This is a genomic window from Vreelandella sp. 162(4c), assembly GCF_058152265.1.
Genome location: NZ_CM176981.1, coordinates 1,921,435 through 1,941,050, shown reverse-complemented (window position 1 = coordinate 1,941,050; position 19,616 = coordinate 1,921,435). Strand labels below are relative to the sequence as shown.

General features: G+C 56.6%; 18 protein-coding genes. 6 read left to right on the top strand and 12 right to left on the bottom strand.

Annotation, left to right across the window (positions count from 1 at the left end):
• Positions 1 to 10 precede the first annotated feature (10 nt).
• From AC4EYZ_RS08750 to AC4EYZ_RS08730, 5 genes are all read right to left on the bottom strand, one after another.
• Positions 11 to 1,024 (bottom strand): ABC transporter ATP-binding protein, encoded by a 1,014-nt coding sequence (locus AC4EYZ_RS08750; RefSeq protein WP_022520144.1) that lies wholly within the window; start codon positions 1,022 to 1,024, stop codon positions 11 to 13.
• The gene (locus AC4EYZ_RS08745; protein ID WP_474192300.1) at positions 1,021 to 2,070 is read right to left on the bottom strand and encodes an ABC transporter ATP-binding protein; all 1,050 of its coding nucleotides are present in this window, start codon (positions 2,068 to 2,070) and stop codon (positions 1,021 to 1,023) included. Before AC4EYZ_RS08745 ends, AC4EYZ_RS08750 begins: the two co-directional genes overlap by 4 nt.
• Complete coding sequence (locus tag AC4EYZ_RS08740) at positions 2,063 to 2,971, bottom strand: ABC transporter permease (protein ID WP_474192301.1); 909 nt, start codon at positions 2,969 to 2,971, stop codon at positions 2,063 to 2,065. Before AC4EYZ_RS08740 ends, AC4EYZ_RS08745 begins: the two co-directional genes overlap by 8 nt.
• An 11-nt stretch (positions 2,972 to 2,982) precedes the next feature.
• Positions 2,983 to 3,900, bottom strand: coding sequence for an ABC transporter permease (locus AC4EYZ_RS08735; protein ID WP_474192302.1), 918 nt, complete (start codon positions 3,898 to 3,900; stop codon positions 2,983 to 2,985).
• Positions 3,901 to 3,975: 75 nt separating this feature from the next.
• The gene (locus tag AC4EYZ_RS08730; protein WP_474192303.1) at positions 3,976 to 5,493 is read right to left on the bottom strand and encodes an ABC transporter substrate-binding protein; all 1,518 of its coding nucleotides are present in this window, start codon (positions 5,491 to 5,493) and stop codon (positions 3,976 to 3,978) included.
• 182 nt (positions 5,494 to 5,675) lie between these two features.
• Here AC4EYZ_RS08730 and AC4EYZ_RS08725 point away from each other — a divergent pair, with 182 nt between their 5' ends.
• From AC4EYZ_RS08725 to AC4EYZ_RS08705, 5 genes are all read left to right on the top strand, one after another.
• Entirely contained in the window at positions 5,676 to 6,623 is a 948-nt protein-coding gene (locus tag AC4EYZ_RS08725) for a LysR family transcriptional regulator (RefSeq protein WP_190374021.1), read from the top strand.
• Positions 6,624 to 6,739: 116 nt separating this feature from the next.
• The gene (locus AC4EYZ_RS08720) at positions 6,740 to 7,513 is read left to right on the top strand and encodes a pseudouridine synthase (RefSeq protein WP_022520138.1); all 774 of its coding nucleotides are present in this window, start codon (positions 6,740 to 6,742) and stop codon (positions 7,511 to 7,513) included.
• Positions 7,514 to 7,548: 35 nt separating this feature from the next.
• Positions 7,549 to 8,415 carry a tRNA cyclic N6-threonylcarbamoyladenosine(37) synthase TcdA gene (tcdA, locus tag AC4EYZ_RS08715; RefSeq protein WP_053856901.1) on the top strand — a complete coding sequence of 289 codons (867 nt, stop codon included), beginning with the start codon at positions 7,549 to 7,551 and terminating at the stop codon, positions 8,413 to 8,415.
• Entirely contained in the window at positions 8,412 to 8,630 is a 219-nt protein-coding gene (locus AC4EYZ_RS08710) for a DUF1653 domain-containing protein (protein WP_022520136.1), read from the top strand. Before tcdA ends, AC4EYZ_RS08710 begins: the two co-directional genes overlap by 4 nt.
• 28 nt (positions 8,631 to 8,658) lie before the next feature.
• Positions 8,659 to 10,674: a RecQ family ATP-dependent DNA helicase gene (locus AC4EYZ_RS08705; RefSeq protein WP_490204227.1), complete on the top strand. Its 2,016-nt coding sequence runs from the start codon at positions 8,659 to 8,661 to the stop codon at positions 10,672 to 10,674.
• Positions 10,675 to 10,681: 7 nt separating this feature from the next.
• On the opposite strand, the gene AC4EYZ_RS08700 is transcribed toward AC4EYZ_RS08705, so the two are convergent.
• Together AC4EYZ_RS08700 and AC4EYZ_RS08695 are read right to left on the bottom strand one after the other, a co-directional pair.
• Positions 10,682 to 12,196 (bottom strand): AbgT family transporter, encoded by a 1,515-nt coding sequence (locus tag AC4EYZ_RS08700; RefSeq protein ID WP_022520134.1) that lies wholly within the window; start codon positions 12,194 to 12,196, stop codon positions 10,682 to 10,684.
• 74 nt (positions 12,197 to 12,270) lie between these two features.
• Entirely contained in the window at positions 12,271 to 13,452 is a 1,182-nt protein-coding gene (locus AC4EYZ_RS08695) for a M20 aminoacylase family protein (RefSeq protein WP_490204226.1), read from the bottom strand.
• A 158-nt stretch (positions 13,453 to 13,610) separates the two neighbouring features.
• Between AC4EYZ_RS08695 and AC4EYZ_RS08690 the strand changes: the two genes are divergently transcribed.
• The gene (locus tag AC4EYZ_RS08690) at positions 13,611 to 14,534 is read left to right on the top strand and encodes a LysR substrate-binding domain-containing protein (RefSeq protein WP_474192999.1); all 924 of its coding nucleotides are present in this window, start codon (positions 13,611 to 13,613) and stop codon (positions 14,532 to 14,534) included.
• 82 nt (positions 14,535 to 14,616) lie between these two features.
• Here the strand turns inward: AC4EYZ_RS08690 and AC4EYZ_RS08685 are convergent, their stop codons facing one another.
• The 5 genes from AC4EYZ_RS08685 to AC4EYZ_RS08665 form a co-directional block, all read right to left on the bottom strand.
• Positions 14,617 to 16,038, bottom strand: a complete 1,422-nt coding sequence (locus AC4EYZ_RS08685; RefSeq protein ID WP_490204225.1) for an FAD-dependent oxidoreductase — start codon at positions 16,036 to 16,038, stop codon at positions 14,617 to 14,619.
• Entirely contained in the window at positions 16,038 to 16,970 is a 933-nt protein-coding gene (locus AC4EYZ_RS08680) for a polysaccharide deacetylase family protein (protein ID WP_490204224.1), read from the bottom strand. Before AC4EYZ_RS08680 ends, AC4EYZ_RS08685 begins: the two co-directional genes overlap by 1 nt.
• Before the next feature lie 4 nt (positions 16,971 to 16,974).
• A complete protein-coding gene (locus AC4EYZ_RS08675) occupies positions 16,975 to 17,928 on the bottom strand; it encodes a polysaccharide deacetylase family protein (protein WP_490204223.1) in 954 nt (317 codons plus the stop codon).
• Positions 17,929 to 17,956: 28 nt separating this feature from the next.
• Entirely contained in the window at positions 17,957 to 18,622 is a 666-nt protein-coding gene (locus tag AC4EYZ_RS08670) for an isochorismatase family protein (protein ID WP_159176015.1), read from the bottom strand.
• A gap of 64 nt (positions 18,623 to 18,686) precedes the next feature.
• Positions 18,687 to 19,604, bottom strand: a complete 918-nt coding sequence (locus tag AC4EYZ_RS08665) for an isocitrate lyase/PEP mutase family protein (RefSeq protein WP_159176016.1) — start codon at positions 19,602 to 19,604, stop codon at positions 18,687 to 18,689.
• Positions 19,605 to 19,616 lie beyond the last annotated feature (12 nt).

The window sequence follows — 19,616 nt, the reverse complement described above, 5'->3', positions numbered from 1 at the left end:
TTAAATATGTTTAGGCAAGGTGGCAGGCGACACGCGCCTGGCTGCCCTTGCCAAAAGCTTGACCGGAAGCATGCGTAATAGCGCTCAGCTTGGGTGTCTGCTCTGAGCATTGCGGTTGAGCGATTGGGCAGCGGGGGTGAAAAGCGCAGCCTGAAGGTGGCTGAGTGGGGTCGGGCTGGCCTGCCCCCAGGCCTATGTCGGGCACGCCTAGACCTGGCTCCGGGGTCAACGCGGAAGCGAGTAGCGCTTGGGTATATGGGTGGCGTGGTGAGGTGAAGATTTGCTCACGGGTACCCTCTTCGACAATCTGGCCTAGATACATGACCGCGAGCCGGTCCGCGAGATGTTCGACCACGGCGAGGTCGTGGCTAATAAACAGGTAGGTAAGGCCAAACTCATCTTTAAGGTCGAGCAGTAGATTGAGGATCTGCGCCTGGATCGATACATCCAGCGCGGAAGTGGGTTCGTCACAAATCACCAGATCAGGGCGCATAATTAGCGCTCTGGCAATCGCCACCCGCTGGCGCTGCCCCCCTGACATTTGCCCAGGGTATTGCTGGGCGGCGCGTTTGGGTAGGCCGACCAGGTCAAGCATCTGATCGACCTTCGCTGCCTGTTCACGGGGCGTGCCTAGCGCGTGAATACGTAGCGGTAAACCAACGATCTGAGCAATCCGCTGGCGTGGGTTAAGCGACGAATAAGGGTCTTGGAATATCGGCTGTATATGCCGGGCCAGTGCCTTTTGGTTAGCGTTAACAATCGCTTTGCCATTGATCAGCACATCGCCTGAACTAGGGGGTGTCAGCCCCAGCAGCATCTTGGCCAAGGTGCTCTTGCCACAGCCTGATTCGCCCACCAGCCCCATCACCTGGCCGCGCGGAACGCGTAGCGATACCTCATTGACTGCTTTTAGGGTTTGAGGCTTATGTAGCATGCCACCGCCCAGTTTGAACGTTTTAGACAGCGCGCAGAGTTCGAGGGCAAGAGGATCCATACTGTTTGCAGGAGAGGTGGTGTTTGTCATGACGTTACCTCCTGATCGTTTAGTGGCGCTGGGCTGGCTAGCTGATGGGCAAAGTGGCAGCGTGAAAAGTGCTCGCCTGCCACTGCCTGTAAGGGGGGCGTGGTTCGGCACCGCTCATCCGCTTGATCGCAGCGATTGCAAAAGGCGCAGCCCTCGATTTTGCCTACCAAGCTGGGCACTACGCCTGGGATCGCCTGCAAACGACTGCCTGGCAGTGTCTTGCCGGGCGTCGGTATGCAGCGCAACAAACCTTGGGTATAGGGATGGCTGGGGGCTTTAAAGAGGGCCTGTGCAGAGGCGGTTTCAATCACTTCGCCGGCATACATCACGGCGACCCGGTCGGCGATACGCGCAACGACACCCAAGTCGTGGGTGATGAAAATGATCGCCGTGCCAAACTCCTGCTGTAAGTCGCGTAGCAGATGCAGGATTTGCGCCTGAATCGTCACATCTAATGCAGTGGTGGGTTCATCGGCGATGATCAAATCGGGCTCACACATTAGTGCCATGGCGATCATCACCCGCTGGCGCAACCCGCCCGAAAGCTGGTGGGGATATTGGCGCATTCGCTCTTCTGCAGCGCTAATGCCGACTCGTTTAAGCAAATAGAGGGCGCGATCGTGGGCCGCTTGACGCGATACCCGCTGGTGGCGGCGCAGGGCTTCGCAGAGCTGATTGCCCAGGGTGTAGGCGGGGTTGAGGGCGGTCATGGGCTCTTGAAAAATCATCGCCATGCGTGCACCGCGAAGATTGCTGCGCTCGCGTTCAGGCACCGTAAGGAGATCAACGCCGTCAAAGTTGAGGCAGTCGGCGTTTACCTGCGCCTTGCGCGGCAGTAGGCCCATTAATGCCAGCGAGGTCATGGATTTACCACAGCCTGATTCACCTACAAGACAGAGCATTTCTCCACGCTCAACGTGAAAGTCGATACCCCGTACCGCGTGAAGGGTGCCCTTTGCCACGGGCAAGTCGACGCGCAGCTGTTTAACCGTCAGTAGAGGCGAGCTTGTTGCCGCGGAATGCTCAGCGGTTGATAGATTACTCATTGCGGCCTCCCGGTGCGCTGAGATCGCGCAGTCCATCACCCAGCAAGTTAATCGCCAGCACTAGCATAAACAGCGCACCGCCGGGGATCGTAATCACCCAGGGCTGAAAGAACATATAGGTTTTGCCTTCGGCGATCATCAGCCCCCAGGAGGGAGATGGTGGCTGTACGCCCATGCCCAGAAACGACAGCGTTGCTTCGAGCAAAATGGCGTTGGCGACTTCGAGAGTAGCCACCACGATCAGTGCGCCCGCAATATTGGGGAGCACCTCACGCAGTAGAATGTAAGGTAACGGGCAACCTAGCGCCTGAGCGGCTTGCACATACTCAGCATCGCGCAATTGCTGAGTAGCCGAGCGGGCAACGACGGCAAAACGATCCCACAGCAGCAGCCCTAGCAATAGTGTTACCGAGAGCATCGACCCACCCATCAGCGACGCCATGGCCAGTGCTACCAACACCACAGGCATGGCAAGACGGGTGGTGAGCAAGTAGCTCACCACAGCATCGACGCGACCGCCAAAGTAGCCTGCCAACACGCCTAGCGTAGTGCCAATTAGCCCTGAAATGAGCGCCACCACCAGCCCGATAAAGAGTGAAATCCGGGAGCCATAAATTAGGCGGCTCAGGTAGTCGCGGCCGAGGCGGTCGGTGCCTAATGGGTGTGTCCAGCTCCCGGTTTCATGCCAAATCGGCGGCACCATGCGATTGGCGGTGTCCTGTAAATAGGGGTCATGGGGAGCCAACCACGGCGCCAGAAGCGCAATAATCCCGAGTGAAGTAATGATCAATAACCCGATAGTTAAGTTGCGGTTATTGAGCGTGCTGCGAACCAGCCGCGAAGACCAAGTATCCGCTGGGCGTTGCGCGGCCGCCGCCGGTGGGGAAAGGGTTTGTGCCATGGTGTTCTCCGTTAGCGCGCGCGTAGGCGTGGGTCGAGTACTGCGTTGAGAATGTCGGCAAGTAGCGTCAGCACGATATAGAACAGCGCAATGATCAGAACGATGGCCTGAACAACCGGGTAGTCATTGCGGGAAATAGCGTTCCAGGCCAGTTGCCCCAGCCCGCGTAGCGAAAAGACAGTCTCTATCACCACTGAGCCGCCGAGCATAAAACCCAGTTCCACGGCAGCCAGCGCCACCACAGGAATCACCGCATTGCGTAACGCATGTTTGAAGATTACCGACCCGGTGCGCAGCCCTTTGGCCCGTGCGGTGCGAATGTAGTCCGCTTCTAGTACTTCCAGCATGCCGCTACGGGTGAGCCGCATCATGGCGGGGGTAGCGTAATAGCCCAGCGCAATAGCGGGCAGTACAAAGCCTTGCCAGCTATCGCTGCCCGCGGCCGGAAACCATTGCAGCTTGACGGCAAATACGATGATTAGCGTTAAGCCAAACCAGAAGTTCGGCATTGCCTGACCGGTAACCGCAATCGCCATGGCCATACGGTCTATCCAGCTGCCACGTTTGAGCGCGGCGACCACACCGAGGGGAATAGACACGCCCAGCGCAATCGCCAAGGCCAATATTCCTAGGGTCATCGTCACCGGTAGTCGCTCAACGACTAGATCCATTACCTCGCTTTGGTAGTAATATGAACGCCCAAAGTCGAGCTGCACGGCTCCCCACAGCCAAGTGGTAAATTGCTGAATCACCGGGCGGTCCAGGCCGTAATCAACGCGGATTTGTTCTACCTGCTCGGCGGTGGCCTCGGGGCCGCCAATGGAGAGCGCCAAGTCACCCGAGAGCTGCAGCAGACTAAAGCAGAGAACCGAAATAGTCAGAGCGACGCTAAGCGCTATTAGCGTGCGCTTGAAAACAAATGCCCACATAAAGCATCACCCCTTCGCTATAGAAGGCTAGCCGTGGGAAGAGCCACGGCTGCCGATAGTTCAAATACCACGCCGTTACTTCCAGCTTGCCTCGTAAAAGCGCGGTAGTTCGTCGGGGTAAGCAGTGAACTCAAGATCAGCGGTGTGGGCGTAGTAGGTGGAGTAGGAAAACAGCGGTGCCCAGTACGCTTGCTCGGAAATGCGGGCGAACGCTTTTTGGTAGTGCTCTAAGCGCACATCAGGATCTACCGAGGTATCGGCGACTTGTAACCACTCCTGCACCTGGGTGTCCTGCCAGAGATCGTCAATGCCGCCTGTGAAGTAGACGCTGACGAACGCCGAGACATCGTTAATAGAGAAGGAGCCCCAGGCTTTGAACGACATATCGGTTTGACCGTTGCGCTGAAGCTCCAGCAACGCGGGGGAGGTCATAAAGCGCAGGTTGGCATTGATGCCCACTGCACGCAGGTCGCCAATCATTGCTTCGGCGTAATCCCGTTCACGGTAGGCATGAAGGTCAATGTCGAAGCCATCGGCGTAACCGGCCTCGGCGAGTAGTTCGCGGGCTTTGTCAGGGTCGTACTCATACTCAATAACGTCTTGTGTTTCACAGCCAAACTGAGTCGGGAAGCAGGGGGCGTAGAGGGGCTGGCTGCCGCCGCGTACTAGGTCGTTAGCGAGCCCTTCCCGGTTCATCGCATGATTGATGGCTTGGCGTACGCGAAGGTCATTTAGCGGTGAATCTTCCCGTGTTGCGGCATCCAGCCCGATATAACCCACCCGCATGGTTTCGCCGCCAAGCACGCTAAGCTGAGACATACCGCTTAACGACTCAGCTTGATCCGACGGCACGCGCCAGATCCAATCGACTTGACCGGACATTAATTGCGCCATACGTGAGTCCGCATCGGCAATGGCCTTGAACTCGATATTAGCGATCTCCGGCTGACCAATAGGACTGTCGGCAAAGTAGTCATCAAAGCGTGTCAGGCTAACCCCATCCCCGGGGCGGACGTTGGTAATCCGGTAAGGGCCGGTACCTACGGGCTCACGACTAAAACCCTCGATACCCACTTCCTGGAAATACTCATCGGGGTAAATTGGCATTGGGCCGGAAAGGTACTCAAGGGCTGCCGGGAAAGGCTCTTTGAGGTGAATGCGCACTTCGTACTCATCAAGCTTCTCAACGCTTTCAATCCAGTCAACATTTTGGCGTGTCACCACTCGCGATTCGGGGGATACCGCGTAGTTGAAGGTGAATGCCACATCGTCAGCGTTGAAGGCTTCGCCGTTGTGAAAGGTCACGCCTTCGCGCAGCACAAGGTCCAGGGTTTTATCATCGGCCCACTCCCACTCGGTGGCCAGGCGCGGCTCATACTCGTTGGTTTGCGGGTTGCGGTAAATCAGCGTGTCCCACGCTAGGTGGGCGAGGATAACGCCTTCACGCAGATTGTTATGGTAGGGGCTAACGTTCTCGGGTTCGCTGTCAGACGCATAGACCAGCGTATCGTTGGCCTTGCCAGCTAATGCGGGTGTCGCGATGCTGAGTAAAGCAAGTGACGTAATGCAGTAGAGAGTTCTAGGTGTTTGCATGCCATACCTCGTTTTTTAATAAAGGAAGGTTATGAGCGTTTGGCGTACCAGCGAGGCTTTTATTTTTTTAGATGAGCCGCCGCCTTGAGTTAAAACTAATCTATTGATTAGTCATGCCGCCAGTGCAATGTTTAGAATTTATCATTGCCGTTTTGGCAATGCTTATGGCTAAGGGAGACGTTATGAATCCACGCGTGTTACAAGAAACGGCGTTACGCTACTTCCTCGAGGTGGTGCGCTGTGGCTCTATCAGTGAAGCCTCAGGGAAGCTAAATGTGGCGCCTTCAGCCATCAGTCGTCAGATTGCCCGGTTGGAGAGTGAGCTGGATACCTTGCTGTTTGAACGCCGTGCCCGCGGCATGGTGCCCAGCGCCGCAGGCGAGCTGCTGGCGGTGCATGCTCGCCATATGCAGCTTGAAGCAGACCGCATTGGTAGCGAAATAATGGCGTTGCGTGGGTTACAGCGGGGTAAGGTACGTTTGGCTAGTTCGGAAGGCTTTGCCGTGGATTTTTTACCCGCGGCAATCGCGGCTTTTCGCAAGCGTTACAGCGGTATACATTTCCACCTGATGGTGGGGGCGCCCGCCCAAGCGACTCGGTATGTAAGGGAAGGCGATGCAGATATCGGCATTACTTTTAGCCTCAAGCCTGAGGCGGATATTACCGTTGCCCTTAGGCAGCCCGCGCCCATTATGGCGCTGGTTTCTCCGCACCATGAGCTTGCCGTTAAAAAACATATCTCGCTGGCGCAGCTTCAGCGCTATCCGCTGGCGTTACCCTCGCCAGACACGACCCTGCGCCAGCTGTTTGATATCTGCTGTAGCCGTCAAAACCTGGCGTTTGAATCCATTTTTAGCAGCGATTACACGGAGGCTTTGATTAACTTCGCCATGCTCGGGGGCGGTGTGGCGCTGGCGGGGGAAATCTCGGTGCGCTACCGCATTCAACAGCAGCGTGTGGTCGCGATTCCTATTCGAGACCAGGGCATGGACTCCCGCTTTATCGAAGTCCAGACCCTTGCCAAGCGAACATTGCCGACGGCGACGCAGGCATTTTTAGCGTTTCTAAAAGAGCATATCCCGCCTGGGCAACTGCCGCTCTTTCCTACTCCACCAACAATTAACTGCTGATCACCTGCCTTCTTAGTAAGCGCTGGCGTGAATAGCGTATTGCGCGGATGACATCTCACGGCCAAGCCGCGACAATGGCGCCCTGTTTAGATTGTTAGCTTTAACCGGGGAGCGTTATGACGCCACTCAACATCCTCTATCAGGATGAGTATCTCGTCGCGGTACATAAGCCGTCAGGGCTTTTGGTGCATCGCTCGGCGTTGGCGCGTGGTGAAACCGAATTTCTGCTTCAACGCTTACGCGACCAGCTTGGCAAGCGGGTTTACCCCGTTCACCGGCTGGATCGGCCGACCTCTGGGGTAATGGTATTTGCTCTCTCGTCGGCAGTGGCTGGCCTGCTCAGCGATGCGTTTAGCGAGCGCCAGGTGGAAAAGCGCTACCTGGCAGTGGTGCGCGGTAAAGCACCGGAAAATGAACGTTTGGATTACCCGCTAAGGGAAGAAGACGGTACGCGCCCCAAGGCGGAAATGCCCGCTATGCCCGCGATGACCGATATTCGCCGCCTGGATAGCGTCGAGCTGCCCGTGCAGGTCGACCGCTACCCGGTGGCGCGCTACTCCCTGGTAGAGGCGCGGCCGATGACCGGTCGCCGCCATCAAATTCGCCGCCATCTTTCCCGGCGTGGCTACCCGATTATTGGCGATGCCAAGCACGGTAAAAGTGTCCACAACCGCTTTTTTGCCGAGCAGATGAAGGCTCCGCGCTTACTGCTCGCCGCGACCTATTTGGCCTTTGACCATCCGCTGTTAGACAAGCGTGTACAATTGAGCTGTGCCTTGGATGACACCATGATCGCGCTGTTTAACCAGCTTGGCTGGGCGGGGCATTTACCGATGGATAGCGTGCGCACGCCGCCCCACACCACGCCTTCCGCCCTTCAAGCGTTATGAGTGAGTTTGTGATGTCCTCAGCTACTCCATCGAGCATGCCGTCCGCCTCGCCTGTGCCTACGGCTAACGTGAAACCTCCTTCTGCAGATTATGATTTTCGCTTTGGCGGCATTCGCCGTCTTTATGGCCAGCGTGCAGCCGAGGCATTTCGTCATGCCCACGTGGTGGTGGTGGGTGTCGGCGGGGTAGGCAGTTGGACGGTAGAGGCGCTGGCACGCTCGGGCATTGGCAAGCTGACGTTGATCGACCTGGACGACGTCTGCGTTTCCAACGTCAACCGCCAGCTCCACGCGCTAGATGGTACTATCGGTCAGCCCAAGGTTGATGTGCTGGCCGAGCGCTGCCGCTTGATTGCCCCGGAAATTGAGATTGTGGCGGATACTGCCTTCGTGACACCCACCAACCTGGCCGAGCGGATTCCCGATGACGCCGATCACGTGGTAGATGCCATCGACAGCGTGATTGCCAAGGCCGCCCTGATCGCCTGGTGCAAGCGACGCAAAATTCCCATCACGGTGACCGGTGCGGCTGGTGGGCAAACCGATCCCACGCGTGTTCAGGTCGCGGATCTCACCCGTACCGAGCACGACCCTCTGCTATCCAAAGTGCGCTCGCGGCTGCGTCGGGATTACGGTTTTTCACGCAACCCCAAACGGCGCTTCTCGGTAGAGTGCGTCTACTCCGACGAGCAGTTGGTGTATCCCGGCGCCGACGGTGAAGTGTGCCTGCAAAAGCCTGGCAGTGGTGATGCCACGCGCTTGGACTGCGCTTCCGGTTTTGGTGCTGCGACTTTTTTAACCGGCACCTTTGGTTTTGTCGCCGCGTCAAAAGTGCTCGAACGCCTTGCCAAAAAAGCCAACCAGCCAAGTGCCACAAACGCCACTCAAGAGGAGAGCCAATGACCGCCCCCGTTCCCGGTATTTATCGCCACTATAAAGGCAGCCTCTACGAAGTGCTTGGCACCGCCCAGCACAGCGAAAACGAAGAGCCGCTGGTGGTGTATCGTGCCCTTTACGGTGACTACGGCCTCTGGGTGCGCCCGCTTGAGATGTTTACGGAAACAGTGACGAAAGAGGGCCACACCCAGCCGCGCTTTGCGCTGGAGAAGGCGTTTTAAGGCGGAATTTCGTTATCAAGGAGTGCTCATGCCCCCCTCATCACCCCAGCAGACGCTGAAAGAAGTATTCGGTTTTGACGACTTTCGCGGCGGCCAACAGGCGGTGGTGTCAAGAGTGCTGGAAGGGCACTCCACGGCGGCGATTTTTGCCACCGGCGCGGGGAAGTCGCTTTGCTATCAACTCCCGGCGCTGCATTTGCCGCACTTAACCCTGGTGGTATCGCCGCTGCTGGCGCTGATGCAGGATCAACTGGCGTTTCTGGCCCGCCACGGCGTGGCAGCGGCAAGCATTGATTCCACCCAAGATCGTGACGCTACCCGGGAGGTGATGGAGCGCGCTAAAAGCGGTAAGCTGAAAATCCTTATGATCTCGGTGGAGCGGCTCAAGAATGAGCGCTTTCGTCACTTTCTACGCCAGGTTCAAATATCGCTTTTAGTGGTCGATGAAGCCCACTGCCTCTCTGAGTGGGGGCATAACTTCCGCCCTGACTACCTCAAACTGCCGGACTACCAGCGCGATTTTGCTATCCCTCAGGTGCTGCTGCTCACCGCCACGGCGACCCCAGCGGTGATAGCCGATATGGGTGAGAAGTTTGCCATTGCGCCGGAGAACGTGATTACTACCGGCTTTTACCGTTCCAATCTTGAACTGCTGGTATCTCCGGCCATGGAAGGTCGCCAGCAGCAGCTGATCAACTGGCTAAAACCGCAGATGCAGCCGGGTAGCGAAGCGCCGACGATTATTTACGTCACCCTGCAACAAACTGCCGAGCGAGTCGCTAAGGCGCTGGCGGCCCAGGGGATCGCTGCCCAGGCCTACCATGCAGGGCTAGATTCCCAGCGACGGGATGAGATTCAGCGGCAATTTATGAGCGGCGAGTCGCCCTGCATCGTGGCCACTATCGCCTTTGGCATGGGCATCGATAAGGGCGATATTCGCAACGTGGTGCATTATGACCTGCCTAAATCCATCGAGAACTATAGCCAGGAGATTGGCCGGGCGGGACGCGACGGCCTGCCTTCTACCTGCCTGACCCTGGCCGGGCGGGATGGCTTGCGGGTGCTGGAAAACTTCGTTTACGGCGATACCCCTGAATATGCTGGCATCTATCGCCTGCTGGAAGAGATCGCTGCGGCAGGCCAAACGCCGGATCGCCAGTGGGAGGTATTGCTCAATACGCTTTCCCGGGATACCAATATTCGCCCGCTGCCGCTGAAAACGCTGCTGGTGCGGTTGGAAATGCACGGCATTATCGCTCCGCGCTTCGCATTTCTAGCCGAGTACCGGCTGCGCTATCATCTTGAGCCAGACCAATTAGTTAGCCGCTTTGAAGGCGAGCGGGCGGCCTTTGTGCGACTTTTAGTCGATAATATTCCTATCGCCCGCACCTGGGGAACGGTGGATTTTGACCGCCTACATCAGGCGGGGCAGGCGCAGCAGATTGACGCTTCCCGTGCTCGCGTCATTACCGCCCTTGAGTACTTTCAAGATAAGGGCTGGCTAACCCTGGAAGGCAAGCGGATGACCGATGTCTACGAGATCTGCCAGCCGAACTTTACCATTGAGGCGCTGGCGAGCCAGCTGTTTGAGGATTGCCTGAAGCGGGAGCGAATCGAGATTGAGCGGCTACAGGCAATGCTAGCGCTGTTTGAGTCGGGGAGCTGTCTGACTCGGCGGCTAGCCATGCACTTTGGTGATAGTACCTTTGGTGACAGCACCTTTGATACACCATCCAATACTGAGCAGGGACGCTGCGGGCATTGCTCGGTGTGCTATGGCCACCCGGTAAAACTACCGGATGCGCCGCCCGAGCCACCGCTAACGACGGCCGATTTTCAGCGCTACGCCACACCGCTGATTGAGCGCCACAGCGAACAGTTCGGTCAGCCGCCCAATGCCCAGCGGGTGGCGCACTTTCTGTGTGGCTTAACCATGCCGGTGTTTACCCCGCTCAAAGCCCGCAGCCTGAACGGCTTCGCGGTTTTTGAGCAGCGCGCCTATCCAAAAGTGCGTGAGTGGGCGGAGGCGATGCTGGGACAATAAAGGCCGATCAAAGTCCGAACGGTAACCCCAGCCAGTACCAAATAAAGAACAGGCTGCTCCAGCCGGTTAACACGGCGAGGGAGTAGGGCATGGCGATGGTCAGTAGATGGCCAAGAGTAAACGACTTGTTGTAAAGGTGAATGACCGCCAGCACTAACGGTAGATAGGGGTTGATGGGTGAAATCACGTTCGTCGATGAGTCGGCTACCCTGTACGCTGCTTGGATGGCTTCTGGCTCAAGGCCCAGCAGCATCAGCATGGGTAGAAAAATCGGCGCCATCAGCGCCCACTGCGCAGAGCCACTGTAAAGAAATAGGTTCACGACGGCGGCCAGTAAAATAAAGCACACTAAAGCCAGCGCCGTAGGCATATTAATTTGCAGCAGTAGATCCGCGCCATTCACTGCGCTGACAATCGCCAAGTTTGACCAGTTAAAGATGGCAATAAACTGCGCCACCATAAAGACGATGACAATAAACCCACACATATCGCGCATCGCCGCTTCCATTAAGCGCGGCACATCGCTGGATTGTTTGATCTTACCTACCGAAACGCCGTACACAATGCCGCACAGGCTAAAGAACAGCACGATGATGGGCACCAAACCACTCATAAAGGGCGAAGGTAACAGACCCCCTTCAGCGCTGCGTAAGCCGGAACCCGCTGGCAGAATCAGCAGCAGGATAACCGCGATATAGGCCAGTGCCGCTATACCGGTGTAGCGCAGCGCACGCCGTTCTGTGTCGGTTAACTGTACGCCGTGGCTTTTGTTCTCATCATCACTCTGATCCTGAAAGCGCGCCAGCATGGGCTCGACATACTTGTCGTTCATGACGGTGATAATCAGGGTAATTAACGGCACCGAGGCACACATAAAGAACCAGTTGGACACCACACTGACTTCGTAGCCGGGACGAACGCTCTGAACGACTTCCGTCGAGATGCCGGATAGCAGCAGATCCGTGCCCGCAATAAAGAAATTGGCGCTAAAACCGGCAAAAACGGCGATAAAGGCCACCATAATGCCGGCAATCGGGTTCCGGCCAACAGTTTTAAACATGATGGCGGCCAAAGGGGGAATCAGGAAAACCGCCGCATCCGAAACCAGATTGCCGATGATCGAAGTGATGACCACCGCCGGGGTAATAAAGCGCGGCGCCACATTACTCAACATGCGTCGGATGGTGGCATCGGCGAGGCCAGTTTTCTGGATCAGCCCCAGCGCTAATACCATCACCAGTACCAGCCCTAGCGGGCGGAAACTAGTGAAGTTAGTGACTGCCCCGGTCACCATAAATCTTAGCCCATCCCAGCTAAGCAACGAACGAACCTGAACGAGCTCGTCGGTGGCAGGGTGGCGCACAGGCTCGACCCACACGCTCATCACAACCGACAGGCCTAGCGTGGCGACAAAAAGTATAAAAAACATAATAAAAGGGTGGGGCAGGACATCGGCTATTCGCGCAATCCGGTGCATTAATCCGGTGTTGCCACCGGACGTTGAGAGTTTGTTCGCTTCCATGTTGTTCTCCGCTTTATATCTGGAAGTGCTGTTTCTTGAAGTGTGCTTTCTTGAACTGCGCTTTCTTGAAATGCTTAGCGAGAGGGGAGTTCACGCTTTATTAGCTGAACAAAATAAGAAGCGCCCACCGGGATAATGTTGTCGTTAAAGTCATAGCTGGGGTTGTGAACACTTACGCCACCGGTTTCGCCTTCAACACCATTGCCCAGAAACACATAGCAACCCGGAACGGCTTGCAGCATGAAGGAGAAGTCTTCGCTGCCAGAAATCGGTAAGCAATCAGGGTTGACCTTTGCATCGCCAACGACTGCGCGGGCAACATCGGTGGCGAGTTGGGTGGCTTGCGGGTCGTTGACCGTGGCCGGGTAGCTACCGGGGTGAATGGTGAGCGTTGCGGTGGCGCCGTAGGCATGGGCAGTACTGGCAACCAGTTGTTCCAGTCGTTGAATTGCATGCTCACGTACAGCGTCGTTAAAGGAGCGAATGCAGCCCCGCATGCTGGCAGTATCGGGAATGACGTTGAACGTACCCGAGCCAGCATGCAGGTCGGTAAAGGACAGCACGGCGGAATCGAGCGGGGCAGTATTGCGGCTAACGATAGTCTGCGCGCCGCTGATAATCGCGCTCACGATCAGCATCGGGTCAACGGCGTGCTGCGGCATTGCCGCATGGCCGCCTTTGCCGTGAACGTCAATGGTGAAACGGTCTGAGCTGGCCAGCAGGGGGCCTTCGCGAAACCAGAATTCGCCTTGAGGAATTCCCGGCATATTGTGGATGCCGTAAACGCGATCACAGGGGAAGCGCTCAAACAAACCATCATCCATCATTGCCTTAGCGCCGGCTAAGCCCTCTTCAGCGGGCTGGAAAATAAAGTGTACGGTGCCGGAAAAGTCGCGATGTTTAGCCAGATACCATGCGGCGGCTAACAGCATGGTGGTGTGACCGTCGTGGCCGCAGCCGTGCATTTTTCCCTGGTTAAGAGACGCATGAGCGAACTGATTGTTTTCCGTCATGGCGAGGGCATCCATATCGGCGCGCAGCCCGATGGTACGAGCGGCGAGCGTTTTGCCGCGCAGTACGCCGACGACCCCGGTTTTAGCGATGCCGGTATAAACCTCGTCAAATCCCCACTCTGTGAGCTTGTCCGCCACTAACTTAGCGGTGCGCTGCTCCTCAAAGCCCAGCTCCGGGTGCTGATGAATATCCTGTCGCCAAGCAGTGAACTGTGCGTTGTTACCCGCAATTTCATCGATCATAGGTAGCCCTTTAGGTTTATTGAAACGATAGCACTTAAGCTATAGCTAAATATTATGCTTTGAGTTTTGGGACGAAGTCTTTTAGCTACCTTTAACTGTATACTGGCTTTTTTAGTCAGATATATTGATTTTTGCTTATTGAAGGATGACGAAATGTTATGGCTTATCGAGGATTTGCGGACAGCCAGATAGAAGCCTTCATGTGGATTATGAAAACCAGTAGCGCTACGGAAGCCGCCAGTAAGATGCTGATTTCACAACCGGCGATTAGCCGTTTGATAAAACAGTTGGAGGCGCGGCTTGGGTTTGATCTATTCGAACGCCACAATAATCGCCTGCTCCCGACCCGGCGTGGCACGCTGTTTTATGACGAGGTGGAGCGGGTTTATATTGGTTTACACCATTTGCGACAGTTTGCCGAACGACTGAAAGAGAGAGTGGCAGGCCAGTTAAGAGTGGTCAGCATGCCTGCTTTTGCGGTGAGTCTGGTGCCAGATGCCGCTACGCTGCTTGCCGAGAAGTTCCCTGACCTTGAAATTAGTCTCTACTCCTACCGATCCAGCCAGATAGCGGAGGAAGTGGTGGCCCAGCGCTTCGATTTTGGCATTACCACCGATCCTCGAATCGATCCGCGCTACCAGAGCTTTCAGTACTCTCTACCTGGCATGTGCCTTATTCCGCCAGGGCATCCGCTGGAAGCTAAAGCGCTTATCGACATTGAAGATTTCGCCAATGAAACGCTGATTTGTGGTGAGCCCAATGAGCAAAGCCGTAGTCGGATTACTCAGCGACTGAGGAAACATGCCGTTTCGCCCAAAAAAATATGGACAGTCTCGCTGGGGGAGATGGCGATCCGGCTAGTAGTGAACGGTGCCGGTCTTGCGGTGTTAAACGCCGTATCGGCCTGTTATGCAAAGCGAGCGGGCGTGGTGGTTCGCCCTCTCGCGTTTGATATTCGTTATGACTTTCAAATTATTTTGCCGCTGGAAAAAGATCTTGAACCCGCCATCAACAACATCAATGCTGAGCTGATCGCTATAATCGAGCAAAAAATTTTCGAAAGCCTCAAAATAGTTGGCTAGCAACTGACCTTTACCCAGCTCAAGGCGCGCCTGTCAGGCAGGGCGCCAACGGGTGGCGCCCTGTACTTAGTGGTGTAGTGGCTCAAGGGAGTGCCGCTGAGCTTAACTTTAAGTGCAGCAACTCCGCGGCACTTTTACCCGCTACGGCACCCAGCACCACGGCGCTAAGCAGGCCGTTGCCAGAAAGATAGCCGCTGTCGTTGGAACCTGAAACACCGCGGGCGGCACCGCCTGCGGCGAACAGGTTGGGTAGCGCCTGCCCCTGAGTATTGAGTACCCGCGCGGTGGGGTTGACCTCTAAACCGCCCTGGGTGTGAAATAGCGCACCCGTGACACGAATGGCGTAGTAGGGTGGTTTGAGCAAATTAGCAGGTTCAAAATGGCGGCCAAACGTATCGGGCGTTTGCTCTTCGGCATGCTGCTGCATCGCCGCAAAGGTGGCCTGCAGCGCTGTTAGTGGCAGGCCCAATCCAGCTGCCATCTCTTCAAGGGTGGCAAAGCTGCGTACCGCGCCGCTCTCTTGGGCGTTACGGTAATCCTCAAAGGCCTGGGCAGATTCCTGTATGCGCGCATCGAATAGATTCCAGGCTACCTGCTCCGGCTGCGCCAGCACTTTGGCTGCCTGTTCGGAGTAGCCGCCGTGCTCGTTTGAGAATCGCTTGCCGTTTAGATTGACCTGAATGCCGCCCTGCATCATCAGCGCCCAGCTAATCAAAATCTGGTGGGGTGTTGCCAGCGAGCCGTGGCCCTGGCATGCACCCAGATCTTTTGTACTGGCGCCCATGGCCTGCCCCCACAGCAGTGCATCGCCCTGGTTTCCCTCATGGCCGTAGTAGAGCGCGTGTTTGAGCGTGGGCAGATAGCGCTCTACCAGTTCAACATTACCGCCGTAGCCGTTGCAGGCCAGAATCAGCGCGTCGCAGCCAATGCTTTCGCGACTGCCATCCGGGCGCTCAATGGTTACGCCCCGCACTCGCTGAGTGTCATCAACGTGCAAATCCACTACTCGCGCCTGGGCCAAAATATCAATGCCTGCCGCTTCGGCGGCATTGAGCAGCGCCCCCATTAGCTCTTCACCGGTTCGCCGTGGCGTAGCATGCATGCGCAGGTGGCGGTGGCCGGGGTAGAGAAAGCCCTCCACCAGCTCAAAGGGCACGCCGTGCTCACCCGCCAGCCACTCGATGGTGTGGCCTGATTGAGTAGCGAGTAGTTCGACAATGGCTGGGTCTGCCTCAAAGCCATTCTTCTTCTGGATATCCTCTGCCATGACTTCGGCGGAATCCGTGACGCCAAGCTCATGCTGAAAGCGCGTATTAGCAGCAGGAATAAAACCCGACGACATCGCCGTGCTGCCGCGGGGTAGCGCGTCGCGCTCCAGCACCGCCAGCTCCACACCCGCCTCTTGGGCAGCCAGTGCGGCGACCAAGCCACAGGCCCCTGCGCCAATAATCAGTAACGGCAGATGGGCATCAAAGCTGTCGTTGTTATAGGGAAGTATCGCCATTACGCCTGCTCCGCTGCACGATGAAACGCATCAAGAATCTCGCCCGCCGGGGCCTGCCATACTTTTGGGTGCCCGCTGATATGGGCCAGCACCTCTTCCAGGCAGGCAATGCGGTGGGGCTGGCCGACTAACCAGGGGTGAAGGTTCAAGGCAAACAGTCGCCCGCCCTGCTCGCGGGACTCTGCCAACAGGAAGTCGAAAGCGTCTTTCACCTGAGTCACCCAGGAATCCTCCGAGTGCAGGTTCTGGCCGATCACAAACTGGTCCTCGATCTCGGTGGCCAGTGGCATCATCATCAAGGGGCCTGATTGGCTATGAAAAGCGTAGGGCATATCGTCGTTGACCCAGTCGGCACAGTATTCGATGCCGTTTTCTGCCAGCAGGTCGGGAGTGTTGAAGCTCTGGTGCTTGGCGGGGCTTAGCCAGCCGCGAACGGGTTGGCCGGTCACGCGTCGCAGGGTCTCCACGGAGCGTTTGACCAGCTCGGCCTCTTCTTCAATCGGTTGGCCGCCGTAGTGCAGGTGATCCATATTCCAGCCGTGGGCGATAAATTCACCGCCGTGCTCTTTTAAGCGCTGCACCAGATAGGGCGTCTGCTCCGCCAACTGTGCGTTGATCGCAAAGGTGGGGGTAATGTTGTGCGCCGCCAGCGCTTTGAGCACGCGATAAATGCCCACGCGGTTGCCGTAATCCCGCAGTGAGAAGTGGCGCAAGTCCGGGTAGGGCATTGTCATGCCGTTAGGTACTTTAAACGGCTTGCCGCGCTGGTTTAACGGGTAAAACTGCAGCGAAATATTGACCCACACCGCCAGGGTTTTGCCTTCAGGCCAGGTGACCGGGGCACGCTCGCTCAGCATCGACCATTCATAGCGCTTGTGATCGTAGCCGTGATTGCGGTGGGGGTAGTCGAGATAGTCGTTGTTAAGCGCCATAGCGTTACCCCTGTTTGCCTGCGGTGGCGGCCTGGGCCGCAATACTGTCGAGAGCGGTATCGTAATAGTTGGCCAAGTAGTAATCAGCAATCTCGCGCCCGGTAGCGACCCACACATCCGGGTGGCCGGTGATGTACTCCAGCGCCTCTTCGAACGCCTTAATACGATGCGGGCAGCTCACCTGATAGTTATGAGTGGGAATGCACATCACTGTGCCGGACTCCGCGCCCTCGGCATAGAGGCGGTCAAAGTGGCGCTTGAGCATGGTGGCGTACTGGCGCGGCTCTACTTTATTCACCGCGTAGACGATGGTGTCGTTCATCTCCAGCGAGTAAGGCATGGAGATAAAACGTTTGCCGGAGCGAACGCTGACCGGCGTCGGCTGGTCATCGTGGAAGAGATCACAGGTGTAAATCCCTCCTTTGTCACCGAATAACTCTTCGCCCACTTCGGCAAATAGATCCAGGGTGCGCTCTGAATGGGAAAGCGCGGGCGCCAGATAACCTGCACAAGCCTGGCCAGTATGGCGGTAAATGGTCTCCATGCTGTCACGGATCATTGCCCGCTCCTGGGCTTCGCTCAACCCATAGGTGTAGCGGGTGTTGTAAATGCCGTGGCTGAAAAACTCCCAGTCGCGCTCTTTGCACATCTGGATAATCTCGGGGTGGTGCTCGCACAGTGCGACCGAAAGTGACACCGAGCCACGAATGCCGTACTTATCCAGCAGGGTCATCTGGCGCTGGTGGCCAACCCGGTTGCCGTAATCGCGAATGCTGTAGCCGGGTACCGAAGGGTGCGGATGCGGCCAAGGGTTACGCTGGGGGTTCAGCGGTGGGTCGAGTTCGTAATACTCGATATTGGGTGCGACCCAGAAGGCCACCTTGGCGCCTCCTGGCCACTCGATTTTAGGGCGTTGGTCGTAGGCCCAGTAGTCGTAAACGCCTAGTGACTCTTTCATAACCGGCTCCTTTGAAACTTGGTAGTCCTTAGGTGTTGCCATTTAGCCATTCGAGTACATTGGCAACCGGCAGAACGTCGGCATACTTGAGATGCAGGTCGGTCAGGTTGGCGTAGTGATAGCTTTCGTGTTTATCCGCGACGCACTCCATGGGCACGATGGTGCGGTAGCCCCGGGACAGGCTCTCCACGGCGGTAGCGCGAATGCAGCCAGAGGTTGAGCCGCCGGTAATGATCACCGTATCGACCTGATGCCACACTAAAAGCGATTGCAGCGGGGTTTCAAAAAACGCCGAGGGCATACGCTTGGTGTAGATCACATCACGGCTGCGGTCTATCTCGCAGCGCTCGTCGAATTCAGCGCGTTCAGAGCCATACTTAATGTTTTGCAACGAATCAGGCGTATCGGTACGAGTACCCCAAACCCCGGCGTCTTCGGCGGAGTCTAGAAACGCCACGTGGGTCCAAACCACCGGCCAGCCTTTCTCCCGAAAACCGCGGGCCAGTTGGTTGGTGTACTCCAACTGCTTGGGGTCTGTTTCATAGGCGGTTTTGAAGAGATCGGTGCGGGTATAGGCCTTTTGTGGGTCGACATTCACCAGCACCGCTTTGTTGCCAAAGCCAAAGGGTACCCGCTGAGGGTTGGCCATGACGTCGTTAAAAATCTCTTTCGCCGTTTTGTCGGTGGTCTGCATCGTCGTCTCCTGAATAGTTATTTATTCGCACTTATAAATATTGGGCACGGTTTGATGAGAGGCACTAGCGATTGTCGTACTGCTCGCCGAGCTCCAGCATCGCCTGGGTGCCTAAATAGTCGTTAAGCTGTTTGAAATCGAGCATTTGGTCGCGGAAGGCATCGGTGGTGCCATCCTGCTTAAGCGTGGCAAAGAAACGGCTGGCCATGTGGGTAATCGCCCGCACCAGTGCGCCGGGGAAAATCACCAGCGAGAAGCCTAGGTCTTCAAGCGCCTGAGCGTTCTGCAGCGGCGTGTCGCCGCCTTCGACCATATTGGCCATGATCGGCACCTTGCCTTTGAACTGGGTCATGATCTTGCTGATGTCTTCGTCGCTACGAATGCCTTCGATAAACAGCATATCCACGCCGGCTTCGTAATAGGCCTGGGCACGTTCGATGGCACTGTCGGTGCCTTCCACGCCAAGTGCATCTGTGCGGCCAATAATCAGCGTGCTATCGCTCGCCCGGGCATCCAATGCAGCATGCAATTTGCCGACCATTTCGCTTTTGGAGACCAGCGTTTTACCGCGCAGGTGGCCGCAGCGTTTGGGGTAAGTTTGGTCTTCAAGCTGAATCGCGTTAGCGCCTGCGCGCTCCAGCAGTCTAACGCTGCGCATCACGTTCATGGCGTTACCAAAGCCGGTGTCGCAATCCACGACCACGGATAAATTGGTGCGCTCGCGAATATGCGACATGGCGGTGCAAATTTCAGTAATGCTGAGCAGGCCAATATCCGGCCGCCCCAATTGGGTGTAAGCCAGGCTGGCGCCGGAAAGGTAGACCGTATCGAAGCCCGCTTGCTCAGCTAGGGATGCGCCTAACGCATCAAACACACCGGGGGCGACCACAATGGAGCTATCTTTCAGTTGCTGTCTAAGCTGGGCGGACTGTTGTGAAACTTGCTGTGAAGCCTGGTTTGAAGAGCGGTGTGGGCGTGTCATAGCGATCTCATC

Bases quoted from the DNA above. Each gene is read 5' to 3' on its own strand.
- AC4EYZ_RS08695 (WP_490204226.1), bottom strand. From the start codon at position 13,452: ATGATCGATGAAATTGCGGGTAACAACGCACAGTTCACTGCTTGGCGA.
- AC4EYZ_RS08665 (WP_159176016.1), bottom strand. From the start codon at position 19,604: ATGACACGCCCACACCGCTCTTCAAACCAGGCTTCACAGCAAGTTTCA.
- AC4EYZ_RS08745 (WP_474192300.1), bottom strand. From the start codon at position 2,070: ATGAGTAATCTATCAACCGCTGAGCATTCCGCGGCAACAAGCTCGCCT.
- AC4EYZ_RS08720 (WP_022520138.1), top strand. From the start codon at position 6,740: ATGACGCCACTCAACATCCTCTATCAGGATGAGTATCTCGTCGCGGTA.
- AC4EYZ_RS08705 (WP_490204227.1), top strand. From the start codon at position 8,659: ATGCCCCCCTCATCACCCCAGCAGACGCTGAAAGAAGTATTCGGTTTT.
- AC4EYZ_RS08670 (WP_159176015.1), bottom strand. From the start codon at position 18,622: ATGCAGACCACCGACAAAACGGCGAAAGAGATTTTTAACGACGTCATG.
- AC4EYZ_RS08680 (WP_490204224.1), bottom strand. From the start codon at position 16,970: ATGGCGCTTAACAACGACTATCTCGACTACCCCCACCGCAATCACGGC.
- AC4EYZ_RS08675 (WP_490204223.1), bottom strand. From the start codon at position 17,928: ATGAAAGAGTCACTAGGCGTTTACGACTACTGGGCCTACGACCAACGC.
- AC4EYZ_RS08730 (WP_474192303.1), bottom strand. From the start codon at position 5,493: ATGCAAACACCTAGAACTCTCTACTGCATTACGTCACTTGCTTTACTC.
- AC4EYZ_RS08725 (WP_190374021.1), top strand. From the start codon at position 5,676: ATGAATCCACGCGTGTTACAAGAAACGGCGTTACGCTACTTCCTCGAG.
- AC4EYZ_RS08685 (WP_490204225.1), bottom strand. From the start codon at position 16,038: ATGGCGATACTTCCCTATAACAACGACAGCTTTGATGCCCATCTGCCG.
- AC4EYZ_RS08710 (WP_022520136.1), top strand. From the start codon at position 8,412: ATGACCGCCCCCGTTCCCGGTATTTATCGCCACTATAAAGGCAGCCTC.
- AC4EYZ_RS08690 (WP_474192999.1), top strand. From the start codon at position 13,611: ATGGCTTATCGAGGATTTGCGGACAGCCAGATAGAAGCCTTCATGTGG.
- AC4EYZ_RS08740 (WP_474192301.1), bottom strand. From the start codon at position 2,971: ATGGCACAAACCCTTTCCCCACCGGCGGCGGCCGCGCAACGCCCAGCG.
- AC4EYZ_RS08735 (WP_474192302.1), bottom strand. From the start codon at position 3,900: ATGTGGGCATTTGTTTTCAAGCGCACGCTAATAGCGCTTAGCGTCGCT.
- AC4EYZ_RS08700 (WP_022520134.1), bottom strand. From the start codon at position 12,196: ATGGAAGCGAACAAACTCTCAACGTCCGGTGGCAACACCGGATTAATG.
- AC4EYZ_RS08750 (WP_022520144.1), bottom strand. From the start codon at position 1,024: ATGACAAACACCACCTCTCCTGCAAACAGTATGGATCCTCTTGCCCTC.
- tcdA (WP_053856901.1), top strand. From the start codon at position 7,549: ATGCCGTCCGCCTCGCCTGTGCCTACGGCTAACGTGAAACCTCCTTCT.